General features: G+C 62.6%; 24 protein-coding genes and 2 pseudogenes. 3 read left to right on the top strand and 23 right to left on the bottom strand.

Translation table 11 applies throughout. The annotated features are described in order from the left end of the window. Positions 1–3: 3 nt before the first annotated feature. From F7R02_RS18970 to F7R02_RS18885, 18 genes are all read right to left on the bottom strand, one after another. The gene (locus F7R02_RS18970; protein ID WP_026006811.1) at positions 4–363 is read right to left on the bottom strand and encodes a TIGR03745 family integrating conjugative element membrane protein; all 360 of its coding nucleotides are present in this window, start codon (positions 361–363) and stop codon (positions 4–6) included. Between the two features lie 16 nt (positions 364–379). Further along, positions 380–613, bottom strand: a complete 234-nt coding sequence (locus F7R02_RS18965; protein ID WP_078591402.1) for a TIGR03758 family integrating conjugative element protein — start codon at positions 611–613, stop codon at positions 380–382. After that, positions 610–978, bottom strand: coding sequence for an integrative conjugative element protein, RAQPRD family (locus F7R02_RS18960; RefSeq protein WP_078591403.1), 369 nt, complete (start codon positions 976–978; stop codon positions 610–612). The genes F7R02_RS18965 and F7R02_RS18960 overlap by 4 nt, the downstream gene beginning before the upstream one ends. Before the next feature lie 98 nt (positions 979–1,076). Continuing rightward, the gene (locus tag F7R02_RS18955) at positions 1,077–1,826 is read right to left on the bottom strand and encodes a TIGR03747 family integrating conjugative element membrane protein (RefSeq protein ID WP_078591404.1); all 750 of its coding nucleotides are present in this window, start codon (positions 1,824–1,826) and stop codon (positions 1,077–1,079) included. Then, entirely contained in the window at positions 1,823–4,012 is a 2,190-nt protein-coding gene (gene traD / locus F7R02_RS18950) for a type IV conjugative transfer system coupling protein TraD (RefSeq protein WP_078591405.1), read from the bottom strand. Before traD ends, F7R02_RS18955 begins: the two co-directional genes overlap by 4 nt. A gap of 4 nt (positions 4,013–4,016) precedes the next feature. Next, positions 4,017–4,565 carry an integrating conjugative element protein gene (locus tag F7R02_RS18945; RefSeq protein ID WP_016848900.1) on the bottom strand — a complete coding sequence of 183 codons (549 nt, stop codon included), beginning with the start codon at positions 4,563–4,565 and terminating at the stop codon, positions 4,017–4,019. Next, positions 4,562–5,143, bottom strand: coding sequence for a transglycosylase SLT domain-containing protein (locus F7R02_RS18940; RefSeq protein ID WP_425478587.1), 582 nt, complete (start codon positions 5,141–5,143; stop codon positions 4,562–4,564). The genes F7R02_RS18945 and F7R02_RS18940 overlap by 4 nt, the downstream gene beginning before the upstream one ends. A gap of 5 nt (positions 5,144–5,148) precedes the next feature. After that, positions 5,149–5,871, bottom strand: a complete 723-nt coding sequence (locus F7R02_RS18935) for a TIGR03759 family integrating conjugative element protein (protein WP_078591406.1) — start codon at positions 5,869–5,871, stop codon at positions 5,149–5,151. A 15-nt stretch (positions 5,872–5,886) separates the two neighbouring features. After that, the gene (locus F7R02_RS18930; RefSeq protein ID WP_078591407.1) at positions 5,887–6,534 is read right to left on the bottom strand and encodes a hypothetical protein; all 648 of its coding nucleotides are present in this window, start codon (positions 6,532–6,534) and stop codon (positions 5,887–5,889) included. Then, positions 6,531–7,115, bottom strand: coding sequence for a PFGI-1 class ICE element type IV pilus protein PilL2 (gene pilL2 / locus F7R02_RS18925; RefSeq protein WP_078591408.1), 585 nt, complete (start codon positions 7,113–7,115; stop codon positions 6,531–6,533). The genes F7R02_RS18930 and pilL2 overlap by 4 nt, the downstream gene beginning before the upstream one ends. Positions 7,116–7,253: 138 nt before the next feature. After that, positions 7,254–9,533: a helicase-related protein gene (locus F7R02_RS18920; RefSeq protein WP_078591409.1), complete on the bottom strand. Its 2,280-nt coding sequence runs from the start codon at positions 9,531–9,533 to the stop codon at positions 7,254–7,256. Positions 9,534–9,675: 142 nt separating this feature from the next. After that, the gene (locus F7R02_RS18915; RefSeq protein ID WP_033482588.1) at positions 9,676–9,981 is read right to left on the bottom strand and encodes a hypothetical protein; all 306 of its coding nucleotides are present in this window, start codon (positions 9,979–9,981) and stop codon (positions 9,676–9,678) included. 156 nt (positions 9,982–10,137) lie between these two features. Next, the gene (locus F7R02_RS18910; protein WP_425478588.1) at positions 10,138–10,401 is read right to left on the bottom strand and encodes a methyltransferase; all 264 of its coding nucleotides are present in this window, start codon (positions 10,399–10,401) and stop codon (positions 10,138–10,140) included. Positions 10,402–10,449: 48 nt separating this feature from the next. Continuing rightward, on the bottom strand, positions 10,450–11,583 hold the full coding sequence (locus tag F7R02_RS18905; RefSeq protein ID WP_268874999.1) for a DUF6094 domain-containing protein: 1,134 nt from the start codon (positions 11,581–11,583) through the stop codon (positions 10,450–10,452). 39 nt (positions 11,584–11,622) lie between these two features. Continuing rightward, a complete protein-coding gene (locus F7R02_RS18900; RefSeq protein ID WP_078591411.1) occupies positions 11,623–12,273 on the bottom strand; it encodes a hypothetical protein in 651 nt (216 codons plus the stop codon). 127 nt (positions 12,274–12,400) lie between these two features. Beyond that, positions 12,401–12,724: a hypothetical protein gene (locus F7R02_RS18895; protein WP_078591412.1), complete on the bottom strand. Its 324-nt coding sequence runs from the start codon at positions 12,722–12,724 to the stop codon at positions 12,401–12,403. Between the two features lie 92 nt (positions 12,725–12,816). Further along, positions 12,817–13,497: a DUF3275 family protein gene (locus F7R02_RS18890; protein ID WP_078591413.1), complete on the bottom strand. Its 681-nt coding sequence runs from the start codon at positions 13,495–13,497 to the stop codon at positions 12,817–12,819. 61 nt (positions 13,498–13,558) lie between these two features. After that, positions 13,559–14,488, bottom strand: coding sequence for a DUF3577 domain-containing protein (locus tag F7R02_RS18885; RefSeq protein ID WP_011269726.1), 930 nt, complete (start codon positions 14,486–14,488; stop codon positions 13,559–13,561). 186 nt (positions 14,489–14,674) lie between these two features. On the opposite strand from F7R02_RS18885, the pseudogene F7R02_RS27350 reads away from it, so the two are divergent. The 3 genes and pseudogenes from F7R02_RS27350 to F7R02_RS26445 all read left to right on the top strand — a co-directional run. Further along, a pseudogene (locus F7R02_RS27350) lies at positions 14,675–15,019 on the top strand (hypothetical protein); the annotation flags it as partial. A 65-nt stretch (positions 15,020–15,084) separates the two neighbouring features. Beyond that, a pseudogene (locus F7R02_RS26975) lies at positions 15,085–15,318 on the top strand (IS30 family transposase); the annotation flags it as partial. 307 nt (positions 15,319–15,625) lie between these two features. Then, positions 15,626–16,252 carry an SEN1982 family lipoprotein gene (locus F7R02_RS26445; RefSeq protein ID WP_078591414.1) on the top strand — a complete coding sequence of 209 codons (627 nt, stop codon included), beginning with the start codon at positions 15,626–15,628 and terminating at the stop codon, positions 16,250–16,252. Positions 16,253–16,410: 158 nt separating this feature from the next. On the opposite strand, the gene F7R02_RS18865 is transcribed toward F7R02_RS26445, so the two are convergent. The 5 genes from F7R02_RS18865 to F7R02_RS18845 form a co-directional block, all read right to left on the bottom strand. Continuing rightward, on the bottom strand, positions 16,411–16,764 hold the full coding sequence (locus F7R02_RS18865) for a DUF3085 domain-containing protein (RefSeq protein WP_078591415.1): 354 nt from the start codon (positions 16,762–16,764) through the stop codon (positions 16,411–16,413). 143 nt (positions 16,765–16,907) lie between these two features. Next, positions 16,908–17,720, bottom strand: a complete 813-nt coding sequence (locus F7R02_RS18860; protein WP_078591416.1) for a GTPase — start codon at positions 17,718–17,720, stop codon at positions 16,908–16,910. Positions 17,721–18,010: 290 nt separating this feature from the next. Continuing rightward, a complete protein-coding gene (locus tag F7R02_RS18855) occupies positions 18,011–18,292 on the bottom strand; it encodes a hypothetical protein (protein WP_029996179.1) in 282 nt (93 codons plus the stop codon). 96 nt (positions 18,293–18,388) lie between these two features. Then, positions 18,389–19,126 carry a DUF5983 family protein gene (locus F7R02_RS18850; RefSeq protein ID WP_078591417.1) on the bottom strand — a complete coding sequence of 246 codons (738 nt, stop codon included), beginning with the start codon at positions 19,124–19,126 and terminating at the stop codon, positions 18,389–18,391. Positions 19,127–19,207: 81 nt separating this feature from the next. Next, positions 19,208–19,357, bottom strand: coding sequence for a hypothetical protein (locus F7R02_RS18845; RefSeq protein ID WP_235857543.1), 150 nt, complete (start codon positions 19,355–19,357; stop codon positions 19,208–19,210). Positions 19,358–19,557 lie beyond the last annotated feature (200 nt).

Raw genomic sequence — 19,557 nt, 5'->3', positions numbered from 1 at the left:
CCCTTACAGGATGCCGGTGGCTTCCGTGAGCAGCCAGATGCCGATCACGAGCAGTACGGCACCGATGGCGACCGTGAGGCCGAACTGGCCCCAGGTCTTGCGACCGGTGTGGATTTCCGCGTAGGTGCCGTATGCGTGGTAGCAGACGCCAATGAACATCGACGCCACCACCAGCAAGGCCACGAGCATGATGATGTCGTAACCGTAATTGCGGATGGTCTCCATGATGCCGTTGCCGGTGCCCCTGGTCGGGTTCTCCAACTGAGGCAGGCCCTGCGCGAACGACAGCGCGGGCAGCGCGGCGGTGCCAAGGGCCACCGTGGCGCGTTGGGCAAGACGAGTAGTGAGGATACGGCTTTGCATGGTCAGTCCTTTCAGATCAGGAGAGGAGGAAGAAACTCAGTACGAGGTACATCGCGACGAAGCGGATGCAGACGCCGAGGAACTGGCGCTGGTTGAGGCGGCTCTCCGACCACCCCACGTAGGCGGTTCGGATGGCCCAGACGCCCCAGACGAGCAGGACCGCAAACACGACGCCGACCAGAACGGTCGCCATCGCTGAAGGCGCGATGCCGCTGTTGACTTGAAATGCCGAGATCTGGGCACCGTTCATGGCTCGCCCTCCGCGGTTGTCCGCGGCAGCTCGGTGCGGTAGTCGCCGGCCAGTTCGGAGGAATCACGCGGCTGGGCACGCGATGGCGTGAGGTGGTCCTGGATGCCGGCGCGCACGCGCGCCAGATCAGCCAGGAGACGCGGGTAGTCGAAGTGGTAGCGTTCGCCCGGCGTGATGGGTGTATGGGCGGCACTGTGTGCGACTGTACGCTCCAGCGCATCGAGCTGGCGCAGCGCGGCGACCAGTTCTTGATGCTGCGCCGGTGAATCTGCCAGAGCCATCTCCGACTGGCCCATCAGGAGGGCCGTCACGAGAAAAGTGGGTACGCCGCGATGCGCGGCGCGTAGCCAAGTTGAAGCCACCATCGCGCCATTCCTGTGTGTTCAGCAATGGCTTGATCGTGGAGATCAAGGCGACTTCAGGCCGCAAACAATCGGAACTCGTGGGCGACCGGATTGATGGTCTAGAGATACTTTTTGAAGCTCCCGGCGGTCAGACTCACAGCCCAGCCCAGCAAGGCTGCGCTGGGCAAGAGGATCAGCAACGGGGGCACTGAGATCGGCAGCGCGAGGTAGGTCACCCAAGGCAGCACGACCAGCGGCATCAGGCTCGCTTTTGCCCGGTGATAAATAAAGCCAGATTCCCGACCCGCACCGAATCGACGCACGTCGCGCCGCACCAGGCCGTCGATCAAACCAACGAATCCTGCCGTGAAGATCAGTGGCAGCGTGAGAACCAGGACCAGCAGACGCACGATGAAGGTCAGCATCGTGAAGGCCGCAGCGATCAGATAGCTCTCGGTCCAGACGTAGACTTGGCTAATGTAGTAGCGAAAGTTGCGCGTCTGTCCGTTGCTTGGCGCGTGGGCGCGCTCGGCGGTCTGGCTCATCCGTTCCAACAAGCCTGAGCGCACGAACACCCATTCGTAGCCGGTATCCACCAGCTCGTGCGCCGTGCGCCCCGGCTCCTGCACGACCATGCTGCGCGTGAAGTGACTGGAGAGGTGCCCCAGTTCGGACTGCAACATCTGCTGGGAGTGGCGCCATCCCTGGTCCTTCCAGAACAGGTGCATGCCGACACACTCCACGACGATCGAAAACAGCAGCGAGCCGATCAACACCCCGAGCAGCCGAAACGGTAGCGTAAGGGTGCCGACGATCAGGCCTTGGCTCTGGTTCTGCTCTCGTTGCGCGGTTGAGGCGACGTCTCTCATGGCGAGGCCTCGTTGCCGGTGTCATCTATCGCGCCGGCGTCGGCGATGGGCACAGCGGTGACCACCTCATCAAGCAGGTCGCCAGGCAAGGCCGCGTCCTGCATAACCGAAGAGCTGGTGTACTCCCACCACTGCGTGGCGTCGGTGTAGGTCTGACGCATGTAGCCCGCGAGCTGTTGCAGATCCTGCGGCATGACCTCATCGGGGGCAGGGGCAGGCAGCGGCATTCTGATCTTCCAGAGCTGACCGCCCTGCAGCAGCGCGAAGCACTGTCCTTTGGGCAGGCCGACCACGTGCGATGGCTCGATCATAGGCACGCTGGACATACTGATACGGTCCTGGGTGTTGGACGTGAAGTCCGTCGCGCCGCGAATGTCCGAACTATCGGTCGCGCCCGAGACGATGGTGGTGCTATAGACCTCGACTTTGGGCAGTTGCCGGGTCAGCAATTCAGCAGTGGCCGTCTCCCGGACCCGCAGCATGAACAGGTTGTTGAAGTTGCCGATAACCTGACCGGCCTTCGCGCGGTTGCCAATTCGGGCTTCAATGTCGGAGAGCGTCTGCGTGTAGGCGGTGACTTGCAGCCCGGCGCCGCCGCCCTTGTTGATGAGCGGTATGAACTCATCGCCCATCAGCTCGTTGAACTCGTCGGCATGGATATTGATCGGCACCCGCGCGCTCGCCGATGCATCCGGCAGGCCATCGTTGATCCCATGCTTGTAGATGTGCCCAGCAACCGATACCAAGTCGGAGAACATGGAGTTTCCGACCGCTGCGGCGACCTCGGCGTCGGACAACGCATCCAGGCCCACATAGACCACGGCACGCTTCCTGATCACCTGCATCCAATCGAAGATTGGCCGCGGGTCCGCCAGGTCTGAGTAGTTCGGCGCCAGGAGCTGCGCGATCTTGCCGCTGGTGAGCTTCTCCAGCAGAGGCAGAAGCGATGCGACGATCTTGTCGAAATACGTCTTGTCGTACCGGACCGCCGAGCGCAGGCCGTCGAGCACTGGATCGTAGTTGCGCGCCTGGGAGAGGTATTGCTCAAGCGCCACGACGCGCTTCTCGCGTCCGATCATGTTCCTCGGGATGTTCTTCTCGTTGAGCTTGGCCTCGATCTGGACGATCACCTCCCAGGCCTTGGGCTCGGTCTTTGCGAAGTAATGCTGGGCGTACTCGATAAACAGCGCGTCGATGTTGATGACGTGCCGCTGGATCAGCATGTAGTCCGGGCGCTGTCCCAGCTCCACCAATGCCCGCGCGATGATGTTCACGAAGCGCCAAGCGAACTCGCGGAAAGCTGCGCTGTTGCCTTCACCAGAGAGCTGACCGGCAATGCGGGTGGCGACTTCCGAGATTCGCCCGAAGCGCCCCACGGCGTTGTAGCGCGCGGAAATCTCCGGCCATCCAAGGTGAAAGATGTAGAACTCGCCTTCGCGGCCCGCGCGTTTGGCCTCGACGTACATGCGCTTCAGGAGATCGGCATCGCCCTTGGGGTCGATGACGATGACGACTTCATGCTCGCCTGCGGCGTTCTTGCGGCGGATGTCCTGGGTAACGAACAATTCAGCGAGCCGTGTCTTGCCCACGCGCGTTGTACCCAATACCAGCGAATGCCCGACGCGCTCGCCCAGCGGCAGGCTGACGTCCACTTCCTCCGGTTCGATGCCATGCAGTCGCGGGAGGCCACCCACGGGCGGCAGCGGCCGCACCGGATTTAAAGACACATCCCAGCCCGTGACCCTCGGCAGGCGCGAAAGCGGAAACGGCGCGAACTCCAATCTTTCTTCCAGCCGTCTTGCCAGCCGATATGCAGGAGTCGGTTCAACGTAGCGGCGGAACTCCGGCCGGTACGTCTGCATCAGCCGATGAGTGTGTTTCTGCTCCCACAGAAAGCCCTTGCCGATGAAGAGCCGCTGCTGGCTGACCGGCACGTCCTTGCTCGTCATCACATAGCGCGGCAGGCGGCGGATGTTGCGCCGGTAGCGCAGGATGATGCGGGCATCGCGGTATCGAATCGCGCCGTAGGCACTGAATGCCAGCGCGCTGCCGACGCCCATGCCCGGACTCAGCGCAAGCGACCACGGGGCCACCAAGGACAGAAACGCGGCGCCTGCACACGCTGCGACGGTGTATAGCTCCACTGCTGGGCGAAGTAGAACTTCAACCGGCTGTTTGCCCGACATGGCTTCATTGCTCGATGCTGGTGGCGGTGATCAGCGCCGGGTAGTGCCGCAGGCCCAAGCGCTCGGCCAGGTCGTCGCCGGCCACGGGGGCCATTTGCACGCCGGGCGCTTGTGCGCGTAGCCGCGCCAATGCCTGCACAGTCTCGACATTGACCACCAGGCCGACCGCGCCGCGCTCGTGCAACGAGGCCGCATTGCGCCGCAGCCAGTCTTGGGAAGCCTTGTCGTCGCCGACTACCACGAAAGGCCGAAGGCCAGGGGCCTCGATCACCCGCCGGGCGACGGTGCCGGGCGTGAGCTTGGTGCTGCGCACCGGCAGCATCGCGGCCTCGTCTGCGGGGGTGGCGGGAACCTGGGGCGTCGGGATCTGCGGCCGGGCAGGGGAGTTGACACGCTGTTGGAGGTTCAGGGCTTCGTAGTACGGTAGCGCGGACGTGCCGCCACGGTCTTCGACCATGGTCAGCGACTCGCCGGCACGCGAGGTCAGCGGCAGACCCGCCAACAGCACGAGCAGGCCCTCCGCCGCGAGATGGGCCAGATGGGATTTCGTCATGGGGAGGTCTCCTGCCGCGCGGCGAGGACTGCGGCGGTTGGGCGCGTGCCCTGCACGCGCGCGAGGTGGCGGGACACGCTGCGCCGATAGCGGGCTGCGGGCTCGCCACCGGCGGGGCGGTGGTAGCGGCCGATCGCCACCAGCCAGTTTTCGCCGGGGGTGTGCTGCTCTTGCAGGATCTCGGCGGCGATGGCGAGATTGCGGTACGGGTCGAGCAAGTCGCACGCGCTGGCGTAGCGCTGCTGGTGGTAGCCGAGGTTAATCTGGCCCAGGCCCGCGTCGATGCGCGTGTGCGGCGTGGAGCGCATGGCTTGCTGCAAACCGGCGCAGGCGTCGGCGCGGGTCGCATAGCGGCGCGATTGGCCGGCGATGTTGAGGGACCACGGCCATGGGACGACGCGCCCGTGGCGCCGGATGCCGCTCTCCTGCAAGGCAACGGCGTAGAGCACCGGCGAAGGAATGCCGGCGCTCTGCGCGGCAAGCTGGTAGGCCGGCGGCGGCATCTCCTGGGCCTGGGCGGCGCAGGCGTACAGGCCCGCAGCTAGCACCACTGCACGCAGGTGCGGCAAGACGGGCATAGCGGCTACGGCTGACGCTGCCATTGACCGTTCACCTCGCGCACGGCGGCCGGCAGATCACCGGTTAGGCCCAGTGACAGCCAGCGGCCGCCGTCGTGGTTGAGCGTGATGCTGCCGCTGCGCACTCGTGCTGGATCGATCTGCGCGCGCTTGGCCCAGTCGCGGATACGCGCGTCGTCCTGGCGGCTGCCGACCATGTACAGATCGAACTCGGTGCCCGAAGTTTGCAGGCGTTGCACGAGCTGCCCGCATGCGGCGCAGCCGTCCTTAATGAATACTGCCATGCGGCCGCTGCTGCGCACGGCGGCGCCTGGTTTGTCATCGGGCAGGTTCACGCGCTGCATGCCAGGGTTCAGCCGCTGCCAGGCTTCGTCGTAGGCGCGTTGGTACGCCAGCAGCTTCTCCACGCGACGCGCTTCGACCTGCACCTGCAACTCCGCGTAGCGCCGCCGCTCTTCGTCGGTGCGGGCCTCGATTCCCAAGGCCGATAGCGGGTCCAGGTTCGGTGAGTAGATGCCGAGTGGTCCCTCCATCAGCTCGCGGTAGCGCGCCCAATCCTGCGGTTGCAGGCCCCAGTCGCGCGCCACGCGGTCGTCCAGGATGCGGCCTGCCAGGGGCCGCTCCTGGTTGGGCATATTACGGGACTGAGCGGTGGCAGGCTGCTGGGCCGAAGCCGGCAGGTGCAGCGCTGCCAGCAGCGATAGAATGAGAACGGGACAGTGTTTCATCGCATGGTCTCTGCGTCAGGGAATCGCTAGGCGGCGGGTCTGCTCGCCCGCCTGGAACACGGCGGTATTTCCTTCGATGCCCTGCAAGCGCCACGGACCGGCCGCGTCGCCGGGCAGCAGTACCTGCACCTGGTCGGCGGTGAAATTCCCCTCGGCCGGGGCGACGGATACGCTTCGCTGGCCGGCACGCAGTTCAGCGCCTACGATGCGGAATGGCAGCGGGGCCAGCTCAGACTTGGCGGCAGTGGGCTTGCTCTGTGGGCGCGGCTTCACAGGCGCAGCCGAACGTGTCGTCGCCTGTCGTGTCTTGATCTGCTCGACCTCGGCGCGCAGCGCCTGAAGGTCGTCCATGGAGGCAAGACCGAACAGCGTCTGCTCGATATGTGCGATGCGGGCGTCCAGGGCCTGGCGGGTGTCTTGCAGTCCTGCCGCCGTTGCGGCTGCCGGCCGCTGCTGCAAGGCTTGGGTGGTTTCGGTGAGCCCGGCGACCTGCGCTTGGAGGCGCTGCAGGCCGGAATCGACCTGCTTGAGGTCGGTCAGGTCGTTCATCGCTTGATAGTTCACGGCAGTTAAGACGCTCAGGCTGATCAGCCAAAGCCAGAGTAGGCTTTGCACGACTACGGCGGCAGTCGCTCGCCGGGAAGGCTGCGAGGCGTTGTTCATGATTGGCCTCCCGTGAGGGGAAACGTCTGCATCGCGTCGGCGGCAGGCGGTTCGGGCATCGGCGCGGTAGCGTCGCCGTGGACCTGCTCGAAGCAGACTTGGCGCGTGCGGTCATCCACATGCAGCTCCCAGGAGGGGCCGGCCAGAGTGAGCAGCGCATTGCGCAAGGTCATCGGGCCCAGATTCAGGTGCGCCACCGGCAGCGGCAGCGCGTATAGCTCGATCACGGCGTGCGCCGTCTCGCAGAGCTGGTAGCCGCTGCGCTTGAGCACGTGCCGAAGTCCGTCGCCGACCGTGGCGCGTGCATCTGCGGGCATGGAGACATCGACGGTCTGCAGCAGCAGGTCGCGCTGCGCCGCCATCGGGGCCAGTTCCACCAGGGTGTAGCGTCCATAGCGCACGACCGGAATGAACTGCGGCGCCTCGGGTTCCGGTGCGGGCGAGGCTTCCTCGATGGCATCGGGCGCGTGCGGCGCCGCGGTCGTCGCGCAGCCGCCAGCCAGCACCGAACAGAGCAGGCCGAGGATTCCCGCCAGCAGGCGGCGTTCGGGATGATGAAACCAGAGTGGAGAAGGGCACATAGCTCGGCGTCCTGAAACATCGAGCCCTCACCATCACCGCTAACGACGTGTGCAACAGCAAACAATGCGAATCACGCCGCGTCTGATTTGCCGGTAACGGTTAAAAAAACGGCCCCGAAGGGCCGTAAGTGGAGATAGTCAGGCGGCGACAAGCTGTCGGGCCAATGCGACCTCGACAGAATCACCGTCCTGGTTCAGGACATCCAGCCCCGATTCGGGCACGTCGCCCGAGGTGGACTGCGATACCATGATCTTCTTGGCCATTAACTCCAAGCAGGTCATCTGCGAGGAGCCGGCGTAGCCGAGATAGATCACTCGCACGGGTTCTTTCTGCCCGATGCGCCAGGAGCGGCGTGCCGCTTGCTGGAGCGAGTACACGTTGTAGCCCGACTGCATGAACACGATCGTCGGGAAGTCCAACAGGTCCAATCCCGTCTTGACGAGTTCGGGGTTGGTGATGAGCACATTGATGCCGCGGTCCAACTGCTCGGCGATCCAGTCTTCACGGCGGCTGGCATCTACGCTCGCGCGCAGCACCGCCACCTTGAAGCCTTCCTGCTCCAGCAGCACCTTCAGGCGTGACGTGGTGTCGCGCTTGCCGGTATAGACCGTGTAGGTCAGGACCTTGCGCCCCTGCGCCTTCTCCTGCTTGCAGATGTCGATCAGCTCACGCTCCTTGGGGCTGATCTCGAACTCGTGGAACTGAGCCGGGACGAACGCCAAGGTATCGCGCGTGCGCGGATGTAACACGGTCTCCGACCGGAAGCAGCAATCCGGCCAGGCCAGCAGTACGTTGAGGACCACCCCCAACAAAGTCGTATCGCGTCGCGCCAGAGCCTGCTTCAGCTCTGCGGTCAGCCGACCCGCCAGGTCGCGGTAGGCCGCGACTTGTGCCGTGTCCATCGCGACTTCACGGAACTCCTCGTCATACGGAGGCAGGACGTTGCCACCGATGTCCTCGAGCTTGAGGAAGACCGTGAACGGCAGGATGCAGCGCAGCACGCCCTTGGGGCCGAAACCTGGGGCCTTGACCGTTCTGACACTGACTTTCGAGCCTTTCGCGGTCTTGTGCGCCGTACCTGTGCTTTCCGAATAAATATCCTTGAGGACTCCGTGGTCCCTCATGAACGCCATCGCGGCCGAGGCCATGCTGCCGCTCGTGGACGGGCGGTAACCGTCTTCGATCATCCGCCCAGGCAGGGCGCGGAACAGCAGGTAGAACAGGTCGTCGCCGTAGCCGCCCATCAAGGTGCCGGTGAGGAGCAGCGTCTTGCGCGACTTCGCCGCCAGCACGCCCATGGCCTGGCCCTGGGCACTGCCGCCGTTCTTGTACTCGTGCGCTTCATCAGCGATGAGCAGGTCGAACGTGCCTTGCGGCAGGTAGCGTTTGATGAACTCGGACGGTTGGTAGCCACCCTCGCCAAACCCGAACTCCATATTCGCCATCGCCCGTTCCATGCGGGTGGCTTGGCGGTCGGAAAACACCAGCTCACCGTTGCCGTCCATGAGGTTGATGAACTCATGCACGTTGTCTCCCAACATCGAGGCGAGGAAGCCATCACCGAAGCGTTTCATGAGCTTCTGCGCGGTGACTTCCCCGATCGTGGGAATCCGTTTCAAGGCTTTGAGGACGGCCGAAGACTGGTCGCTACCGGACAGGCTTCTCGGGCGGATCAGCGTCCACAGGGGTGCGGCGCAATGGCTGCACTTCCTGCGGTACTCCTCGGCGTCGAGTTCGATCGGATTGACCGGCTCGCCGTCGAGGTCTGTGATGACATGGCCGCAGTCCGGGCAGGCTGCCACGTCGCCGTGGCGGGTGCGCCGCCGGGTGAAGACGGACCGCCAGTGGAAGCCCATCCGCATCCGAACACGCCCAAGGACGAAGAACTCCTGGCCCGTGGGCTGCACACCCAACTGCTCGCGCAGTTTGATGAGTTTGACTAGCGTGTCGGGGCCGTTGAGTACCCAGACCTTGGCGCCGGCGACTGTCTCCTGGATCTCGCGCCGCCACTTGTAAACCAGATGCGGTGGCGAAAGAACCAGGGTGCGGCGGTAGCCCTCGGCGTTGAGAACGGCGGCCGTGGCGATGCCGACGGTCGTCTTGCCGCAACCCATCTCGCCGTTGACGATCGCGGCGCGTTCGCCACGGTCGATCAGCAACTCGGCGGCGGCATGGACGACTTCCGCCTGGGCCTCAAACAGTTTGCGCTTGAGGCTGGCGACGATGAGCTGACGGCGCGTTTGCGGCTGACCCGTATAGACCGGCGGGTTGGCGCGATTGAGGGAGTCGAGCAGTTCGTCGCCGAACTCACCAACGAAATCCTGAAGGCTCAGGGTCAAAGGGGAAGATTCCGCGTCGAGCAGTTCGCTCTGCACGGGCGTGGCTTGTGCAGCAGTAGATTCAAGATCGAGGGACATGGTGATGCTCCATAAAAAAATGGGGCATCACCATCCCCAGCGGGGCAATGGCATGCCCCGGGTGGGAAGATCAATCTCAATCGGCACACGGCCGACTGTGGATGGAAAACGCAGGCGCTGGCGGCCTGCGGGGGAAACGTGCTCAGTCCTCGGACGGCAGCACGATGAGGGTGAAATGGCGTTTCTCATCGGTGACGATGCGAAGGCTCAGATCAGGGCTGACCAAGTAGCGCGATTCCAGCAAGGCACCCGATTGCAGTGCGATGCCGTTGGCGTGCCATTGCTCCTCGGTAACATCACCCCAGTCGCCACGGACGTGGCGACGAAAGTACGGAAGCGGATCCAGGCAGCCGGCGCGAACCAAGCGGTCGATGTCTGCGCTGAGGACGAGTGCGCCGGGGGTAAACAGCAGCTCCCGGCAGTACGTTTCGATTCGATGTGATGCCATGGGCTCCTCCTTGAAGAAACTTTGAGCCACGACCCCCTGGCGGAGTGAAGTGGCTCCGTCAGGTGGATGGGATGACGATGGACTGCCTTCAGATCATGTCGCGCTCTTCGGAAAGCTGGACAACCGTGGTCTGGTGGTCTTCGCTGGTCTTGACGATCAGCACCAGTTCCGACGTGATCCGGTGGAGGAGATCATCAGGTTGTCCTGTTGGAGTGCGACATCGTTGGCTTGGCCGGTCGCTTGGCCGGTCGCCTCGTCGATCTCTCCCCAATCGCCGCGCACATGGCGCTGCACATAAGCCAAGGGATCGATGAGGCCTCTGCGGGCCAGCCAATGCACCTTCTCGCTCAGCTGCAAGGAGGCCGGTGCGAACAACGGTTGCTTTTGCGGCGCACGCCGCTGGAACAGACGTGAGAGCATGGTGTTTCTCCTTTGATGAAGTGCAGCGGGACGTCAGGCGTCCGGGGATTAGCGAATGGTCAACACCTCGCCCCGTGTCGGGGAGCCAGGCGTCATATCCCATGCGCGGATGACGGGGACGAACTTGTCGGTGAGGATCCGGGTTTCGGCGATGGAGCCGTCGTCGCGTTCGGTGAATTCCCTCTGGAGCGTCTTTTCCTTGTGGGTGTCACCTTTGACGACGAGCAGGCGCCCCGTCTTGGAACGCACCACGCCGGATATCGCGCCCGCGGCCAGGGCCAGAGCGAGATGCCAGTGCGAAAGAGCACGCGCCGGTGGACGCAGCAACTGCTGCGCGGCCCCCAGGTGCGTGTCCAGCGACGGCCAGAGGCCTTGGAGCCGACCAACCTCATCGGCGAACTGCTCCGGCTCCATCGTCACGCGGAAAAAATGCTCCGGCTCGGCCGGACTGGCGGGGACGATGTAAGGCAGAAACGGCCATTCGCTTGGCAGCTCCTCGGCTTCGACTTCGCCAAGCCCAACCTGCAGCAGCAGATTACGCATGGCCTTGACGCCATCTGGCGCCTGCTCGCGCTGGCGCATCCTGCGGCCAAAGATCACCACCTGCTTGAACTGCGTCTCCACTGCTCGGTAGATCCGAATGTCCGTGTAGTGACGCGTCAGCCAGCCGACCAGCTCCGCGTCGAGCACGTAGCTCGGAACGATGAAGACCAGCACACCGCCGTACTGCACCAGCGACAAGGTTCGCTGATAGAACAGCTTTTCGAGACGGGCGCGGCCCTGGCCCTGGTAACCGATGTTGCCGTTGACGTCCTTGGACACGTCTCCATACGGAGGGTTAAGCCAGAGCAGCCCGAAGGACTGCTTGGAAATCATCGTGTCCATCAGGTCCGCGTGCAGGCAGTGATCGACCAGGCCGCGGGCATGGTGCGCCCGCTCCGCGTCGAACTCGACAGCGAACGCCTTGGCCTGCTCGCGCCCGAGAGCATGGGCGGCTTCGGCGATCGCCACGCCTTCGCCTGCGCAGGGATCGAGGATGCACATCGGACCATCGCTGGGCATCAGTGCGTTGAGGGCTCTTTCGAGCGTGGGGTCATCCGTGGGGAAGTACCCGGTTTTCACGAAATTGCGGGCTAGCCGCGGGAACATGAGGGCCATGGAAATCTCCTGGTTGGCGGGGATGAATGACGGAACCACGCCAAGGCGTGCTCCACGGGTGGGTCAAGCCGCTACCGCTTCCGGCGTAGAAATCTTGGCCGGATGGGCATAGGCGGTGAGCACATCACTGCGGATAAGGGAGCCCAGCGCCAGAGTCAGCGTCGGCACGTCGATGGCGAGCCGATGGCCTTCCAGCGGCCCGAGGGCGAACGGAAGGCGGGCCAGCATCTCGCGGGTTTGCAGCAGTTCCAGCACGGTCTCGCGCCAGTGATCGAGCAGCGGCAACGGGCAGGTGTCCCGCACTAGCATCCACAGGCGGTCGAGCCGGTGGGCGCTGTCGCGTGGCAGCAATGCCAGCGCGCTGGCGTTGGCTTTGTCGGGCTTGACGCAGCGCCGGTCGAACAGCCACACGTTGGAGAGAGAGCCGAACCGCGTTCGCCGATAGGCGCGCGTGACGCGCTTTTCCAGGCGATCGACGTTGCCGATGAACATCGGGACGCTGCCGCTCTGGTCAGTGATGACGTGGAACTGGTCTAGTCCCTGCTCATCGCGCCCGAGGGTCAGGCGAGCGAGGAACTGCTGGACGGCGGTGTCTCGCGCCCATATCGACAGGAAGATCAGGTTGCCTTGGTCATCGCCGACGCAAGCGTCGGCCATCACGTCCGGGCATTCGTCAATGCGGTACAGCGTGGTGGAAGAAGTGTTTATAAACATGGTGGTGTCCTCGGATGAGCGGGAACAGCACCGCCCGTGGGGCAGGTACTGCCCCACGGAGTGGAAGAAAGTCGCTCAGTCCGGCTCGAACTGCCGAGTGTGCGGCTATGAAACTCAGTGCTAGTTCTCAGTACGAATCGCAACCGGCCGGGCAGTAACCCAGTTCGATGCCATGCGAGCAGTAGCCGTTTTCAGCATTCCAGTCCTGGGCTTCCTGCCGAGCGGCAGGTGTTGCGTAGTCCCATTTCTGAGCAATCTGCAAGGCCTGTGCGCGCTGTGATTCGGGCAATCGACCAACTTGCGTGTCGATTGCCGAACTGAAGCGTTCAACGTAGTAGTCGTGAGACAGACCGCAACCTTTCATGGCTTGTGCGGCTGCCGTCTCGCAGAGAGCCCGCCACGCGGATTCATCCAGCGCGCAACGGGTTGTATCGCAAGTGATAATGGACATGAGACCTCCAGGAAAAAAACCGGGAGCCTCCCCGCATGGGGAAGTAACCCCCGACGGGTGGATGAAGGACACCACGGATGCGGTGCTTGTGATCACGCAGGTTGCAGCTCGGCCTGTCGGCTCCACTCTTGCGTCTTGAAGTCCAGCGCGAAATCCAGCTCGCCAAGGCGGGCGATCTGCGCGCGCAGGGCGCGGCGGTCGATGGTCGAATCAAGCTTCACAGATTCGCCCAGCGGCCACAGCCCGCCGAAAAGCGTGGCGTCCGGATCTTCGGTGCTGCCGGGGGCGGCAGACGTATCGAGCGGCTGCGCATCCACACCGAACGGCGTGGTATCGACCAGCGGGTCTGCCGATGCCTGCACGGGGGCAGGTTTGGCGGGCCGGGATGCTCTGGCCGGGGTTGCCACCGGCTGCGTGCACAGTTCCTCATCGAGGGGATCGACGTCATGGGTGGCGAAGCTGCGTGCTTCGTCACAGCTCAGTTTGTCGATGCCGTTGAGCGTCATTCCGTCGAGGCTGGCGCGGATCTCAAATCGCATGCCGCCGCCGACCGGGTAGGACTTCGGGAAAATGTACCTGATGACGAACTCCCCGTCGTATTTGCCTTCGGGGTACTGCTCTAGTTCAGGGTCCTTGACCTCGAACACACCAAGGTGTGTGGAGAGTCGACCGACCGGGAACGGGCCGTTTTTACCGCGGATGATGCGCAGTGTGAGCTGGCCTGGGACGACGATGGGCGATACCGATCTATCGGGCACCGATGTGACTGCCATGATGGCTCTCCTTTGAGAAACTAGGAAAAAGCGGCAAGGCCCCGTGAGGGGCCAAGCCGGATCAGAACGAAGCAACCAATGCAGGCTCCTGCTCCTCGACTGCACCTTCGGACTCGCGCTCGGCGGACTCGATAGGCTGGTCGGAAACGGTGTCGGCGGCCGTGTCGATGACGTTGTCGGCTTTGGGCGCGGATGCGTCCTCCGCCGGCGGCGCCTTGGCTTGCGTCTGGCTCGTCGGATAGACCTGGGTGCCGTCGATCTTGATCAGACCGATGTGAACCAACGTCGATTCAAGGCTCGCGGCAGGTTCCCCAGCGTGCTCGCCCTTGGTGCGGATGTACGGATCGATCTTCATGTCGTTGAGACGGAAGGCGATCAGCACCTTGCGATCCCCTTCGATGGCCTGCACGCATCGGCGAACCAGATGCTCGGCTTCAGGGGTGGAGACGATCGTGTCGAAGTACCGATACTCCGGTTCATCGACAGGTCCGGCCAGCGCGGCGATGGAGCACGACAGGAACGGATCGCCATCCTTGGGGGTGACGTCCTTCGGACGGTTGAGGTAGCCGATGCCGCGGGTGATCAGCTCGTGCTGTTTGATCGAAGCCAATTCGTCCCGTTCAATCAGCTCGGCCTTGAGCAGTCGCGCCTTGAGGGACGCTGCGGCCTTGCCCTGGTGCTCGCCCTTGTCGCGGATGTACGCATCGCCCCATAGGTCGCCGAGGCGGAAGCGCACCAGCGGGCGCTGCTTGGGATCGTCAACGCCGATGTAGCGCTGAACGAGCTTCTTGGCCTCGGCACCCGAGACCTTGACATCGAAGTAGCGGTAGCTTGGGTCCCTGGCGGGGCCGACCAGCGCGGCGATGGTGCATGCCAGGAAAGGCTGCGCACGGCGGCCGCCCCTGACGGGTACTTCACGAGCACGTTGCAGATAGCCGATGCCCGAGGTGTGCAGATCGAAATACGATTTCTCGTTGGACGTGGTGTTCATGGTGATCTCCATTGGGAAAAGCGGAGGCACACCAAGCCACGCAAGCGGGGAAGGGTGCGTAACCCCGCGATGGGTTGATAAGGCGAAAGCATCCGCCACCGAACAGGCCGGTGGTCGCTCGCAGATGGATGCGGTGCGAGCTGGCTCGGTCACGCAGTGGGAACTGCGCCGCAACCTCGAAGACCGATGGTTGCCTGGCATGTTGCTGACAACGTCAGCAGGCATGGGGGCAGCATGGCCGGGCCTCATGTGTGGAGCAGCAATGAATCGGTAACCGAGCGCCTCCCTTTGTCCACGGCGACCAACGTCTGCCACATCAGTTACAGCGGTAGAGATGACATAATCAGAAAAATATTAATAAAATTGGCGGCTCCAACTGTGGATCGCAACACCAACGGTTGTGAAGTGGTGCAGGCGACCAGACCTGAACGACTTCACCGCCAAGTGGAGTTGCCCATGTCATCCCGCCGCCTGGATCTGGCAGAACGATACCGTCTGCATGCGTTATATGAAATTTGTATGTCGATGCGGGCCATCGCCGGCGCAGTGGCGCGTGCGCCCAGCACGATCAGCCGCGAACTGCGCCGCAACCAGCACGCTTCGCTGATCATCGGCTCATTGCTGCCTGCTTGCAGAGCGATTTCTATTTTGCAGATCCGTACTGCGCATAGCAGCGAGGAAGCAACGAAAATGCCAACGGGTTGACCCGCCAGTACTTGCCACGACAGACCGATTTCAGCACCATCACCAATGCGCACCTGCGGTCGATTGAGCAGCGGCTCTACAATCGTCCGCGCAAGATGCTCGGATTCAAAACGCCCCTCGAATAGTTGGAACGTGGTGTGGTCCCGCACCGTGTCGGGGGATTTTTCTAAAGTTGTGGTCAGTTAAATTTTCGGTAAAGTGATGCGGCGTGAGCCTCATTCTTGATTACTCATGGCTACTATGCAGATGCTCAAGCGCAACACCCACGTTCGAGCGGAACAGTTGGTACAGACGCTTCACCGCACCCTCGGACCGCTCCGTCCGCTTCTACAAACCGACTAGAAGCTACCCGCCATGCCGAGAACCGCGCATCGCCTAATCGCGTTGCCAAAATGAATAACCGCTTGTCTTAACCTACAGAGGAAGCTCGTTTTGCATACAGCCATCAAGATCGTTGCCATCAGCAGCCTTGCCCTTACGCTTGCCGCGTGCGGCAGCGCCAAAGACGCTAACAAGAGCAACTTCAGCAAGGCCATCCAGGCGTACCTGGACACTCAGAAGGGCCTGTGCGCTGCGATTCCTGCAAAGGGCTTGCCGTTCACCCTGGCGAACCAAGATATGCTGGGCGGCCAGAACAAGAAGCGCGCCGATGCGCTGGTCGATGCGGGGCTGCTGACTAAGCGAGACACCGAAGTCAAAGCCATGTTCGGCAACAAGATGGAGCCGGCCACCGAATACCAAATTACTGATACCGGCAAGAAATTTCTCGTCGCCAACGGTGCAAACACGTTGGCTGCACAAGATGCCTTCTGCACCGGCAAGTACACCGTCGTGGAAGTGGACAACTTCACCGAACCCAGCGACATGATGGGCGTAAAGCTGTCGCAGGTGAACTACCGCTACAAGGTGGACGGTGCAGATGACTGGGCCAAATCGGAAGTCATGCGTGCCAATTACAAGAATTTTGCGGAGCAGACTCAGGGAGAAGTACAGGCCAAGGCGGCAGTCATCCTGACTAACGATGGGTGGATGCACGAACGCCTGTTCAAGCGTGGATAAATAGCTCTGAATCCATTCTAAAAAGAAAGGCCCTTACTCAATGAGTGAAGGGCCTTTTTTCTTCTGGAATACTACATCAATGCCTGGGCCGGTCCGGGTATTCGCTCACTCGGGACATTGCCGAACGCTGGATCGCAAATCTGACTCAGCAAGCCGTGCTATGCGGAAGGCACTACCTCCAGCGACAGATGCGTGGCGGTGGCGGACAGTATCAGATCGTCTGCGGAGTGCAGCATGCGATCGAATACGCCATCCTTCGGATCGAAGTACTCCGTGAAGTCGTCGCCGCCTAGTTCGTCGCGCGCCAGTTCCCACCAGTTGTCAAACGGATCGGTGTCAGGGTTGCAGCCGACGGCATAGGCCAGCAGCTTCACGCGTCCACCTGGGCGACGCTCCCCGTGCTCGGCAAGGAAGTACACGCCTTGGTCCTTGACTAGGATGACGCGGCATTGTTTGGCGATCGCCTCCGTCAACACGGGGCGCAGGTCGGAGCCTTTGAATCGCAGTGACATGGTTGAAATCTCCTGTGTCGGATAGATAAAAGGCCCTCCACCCGAATGGATGGAGAGCCTGTGGGGCACATGGACAGAAGGGCTGTAACGCCGTGACGGCGGCTAGGATCAGCCGAAGAACCGTCTGGCTTCGGTGCGGGGCGTCATGCCAGCAGCGCCTGGCGTGGTCGAGCCGCCTTCGCTTTGATGACACTCACGTCGATCAGGCGCCAACGCCCGTCGTCGATGAGTTGCTCTAACACTTCGCCGAGCATGTCGAAATGCACTTCGTCATGCCGATCGACCAATTCGCCGTCTCGGTGCAGCTCCACCACGTAGGTATCCCCCGCGCGGTCGTACAGCACCTTCACCTGACCCTCGAACTTCGCGGTCGAGACCGTGAAGCTGATCGCCGGAGGCGTCTCGATGATCTTGGACGGCTTCGGATCGACCCAGGAGAAATCGCGAGCGCCCGCATCGACCAGCATATGGGTAATGCGTCGGAAGCCATCGGGCGCCGGCATTTCCTCCAGTTGCTCGATGAGCTGGCCCAGCTCCATGCACTGCGGCGTGGGGATGGGAAGCTTGGCCTGCGCGGATCCAAGAAGGTGCGTCTTGACGGTGTAGGGGACGCCGTCCGACGTCATCTCGGTGCGTACTTCCGGAGTGTCCGCGCGCAGTCCGTCGAAACGGCGCCGCGCGTAGGGTTGGACATGCACATTGGCGCCTTCGGTGGGAACGACGGTCACCAGTTTGGGATCGAGCACAGCGAACTCGCTGGGCTTGAGCTTGACGACGATGGTGTCGTCCGTCACCACGACCACGCGCCCATCGAAGGGTAGGGGATCGATGGCGAAGCCCAATGTCGAAGACTGCGGCTGATCATCGAACACGCGGTACTTGAACGACCGCACGTTGCGAGGGACATGGCCTGCGACAAGCGAAGGCATCATGGATTTGACGAGGGAACGGTCCATGGGAAATCTCCTTGAGGAAGAAACAAGGGATTCCCCGCCCGCAAGGGAGAGGTCCCTTGTGGGTGGCGTTGATGGACGCGGACGCGTCCTTGGAATGAAACGACCTGTGCGGTTTACCGCACTTGCAGCCTTGAAGGTCTCGGCGGCCTGGGCATGTGTCGGCAACGCCGACGAACATGGAACAAGAATGGCCTTTGGGTGAGCGTTCCGCCCGTAGGAAACGGCACCGTCTCGCCCCCGCTTTCCGGGGCTGGGTGCAAGAAAAAGCCCCTCGGTTGAGGGGCTGGGGGTCAGGCGTCGTACACGAAAAAGTGCGTGCGCTGCCGTGGAAAGAAGACGTGCTTCCAACAATCGCCGCTGGTGTTGCTGCCGTCGAACACTACCATCTCGTAGCGGTCGATGTCGGTGTACACAAGGTCCTGCGTAGCGATGTGGCGTATGTGCAGCTTGCCCTTGTCGCGCTCAAACACCAGGGTCTGCCCGATGGCATCACCCTGGCACATAGCGTTGACGCAGGCTCCGAAGTGCTGCTCGAAGTCCTGGGCGGAGGGAGTCATGAGGTTCGGGAACATGAGGTTGCTCCTGTGAAAAGTGAAGCAGCCCGGCACCCTGATGGGAAACGGGCTGGCATGGATAACGAAAAGTAAGGTTGACGCAGTGCGCGGCCGCTAGGACTCGTTCAGTGGGAGCCCCGGCAACACTGGCGCGTCGGCGTCCAGGATGAGAATGCGCACGTCGGCCTGGCCTGCAAGTCCAAGGATCTGTGCCAAGTCTTCCGGCATGCCCTTGCTCCGGTGCTCCTGCCTAACTTGCGCGGTAGTAAGACCCTCGGCAGCGTCCAGGTGCTCGTCCGTCCACGGAGTGGAGATCAGCTTGACGCCGATCACCGGGCTGTACGGAACACGGAAGGCGATGAACAGAAACCCCTCCGGCGTGGCGAGATCCGCAAGATCCGCCAGGTAGTGCCAGGCTTCCTCGGTGATATGGCCAGTGCTGATTTCCCAGCACCGGCTGTAGACGCCGGTCTCGAAACTCAGTCGCTGCACTACCTCTCGTGCGGCCTCGGCCGAATAGGTATCTCCGACGTGGACCGGGAGGCCGTCGAGGTCGTCGCCATAGATGGCATAGACCACGGCACCCACCATGCCTTCGCCGTTCACACCTTCAACAGCATCACACTCGGCCATCAGTTCGTCGCTGAGGATGTCGGTGCCGCCCCTGATCAATGCGAAGTCGCTGGTGAGAATGCAAGGCGATGAAATCAGGTCGTTGTCGGAAAGATGCGCTTGGCTCGCGTGGATAAATCGCCAGACATACGGGCTTCCGTCCTCGTAGCTGATGGACAGCGTGCGGACGATTTTCAGATTCCAGTAGCCGCGAAGAAAGGGATTGGGATTCTGGGACATGGGGTTTCTCCAGCAGGGTAATCATGGAGTCAATCCCCGTCACCGGGAATTGACCCCGGTGGGTGGAAACAAGGAAAAGCGTCAGGTGGCGTTGACCGTTGGCGTTTGGGCCAATCGTTCGGCGACACGCCGGCGCAAATTCATGCGGAATGGCTCGTCGCTGACGCCCGCCAGGAGATTGATGGTTTCCAGCGCGATCAGCGCTGAGGCCTCCTTGATGTCGGCGGCCACAATGGCCTTGCACAATTGGTCTCCGAGGTGGAGGGCCTGCGAGGACGATCCGATGACGCGTACCTCGCGGCTTAGGGAAGCTCTGAACAACGCCCCCAGATGCGCGACACTACACACCTACGTTGAGGAGTGATCCATGCAACTGACGTTTGGTGACGCCGAGGGCCTTGGTAAGCGCAAGCAGACCCGCCGGGAAATCT

The sequence above is a fragment of the Xanthomonas cissicola genome (genome assembly GCF_008801575.1).
GTDB classification, from domain to species: Bacteria; Pseudomonadota; Gammaproteobacteria; order Xanthomonadales; family Xanthomonadaceae; genus Xanthomonas; species Xanthomonas cissicola.
This window is presented reverse-complemented; position numbering and strand designations above follow the sequence as displayed.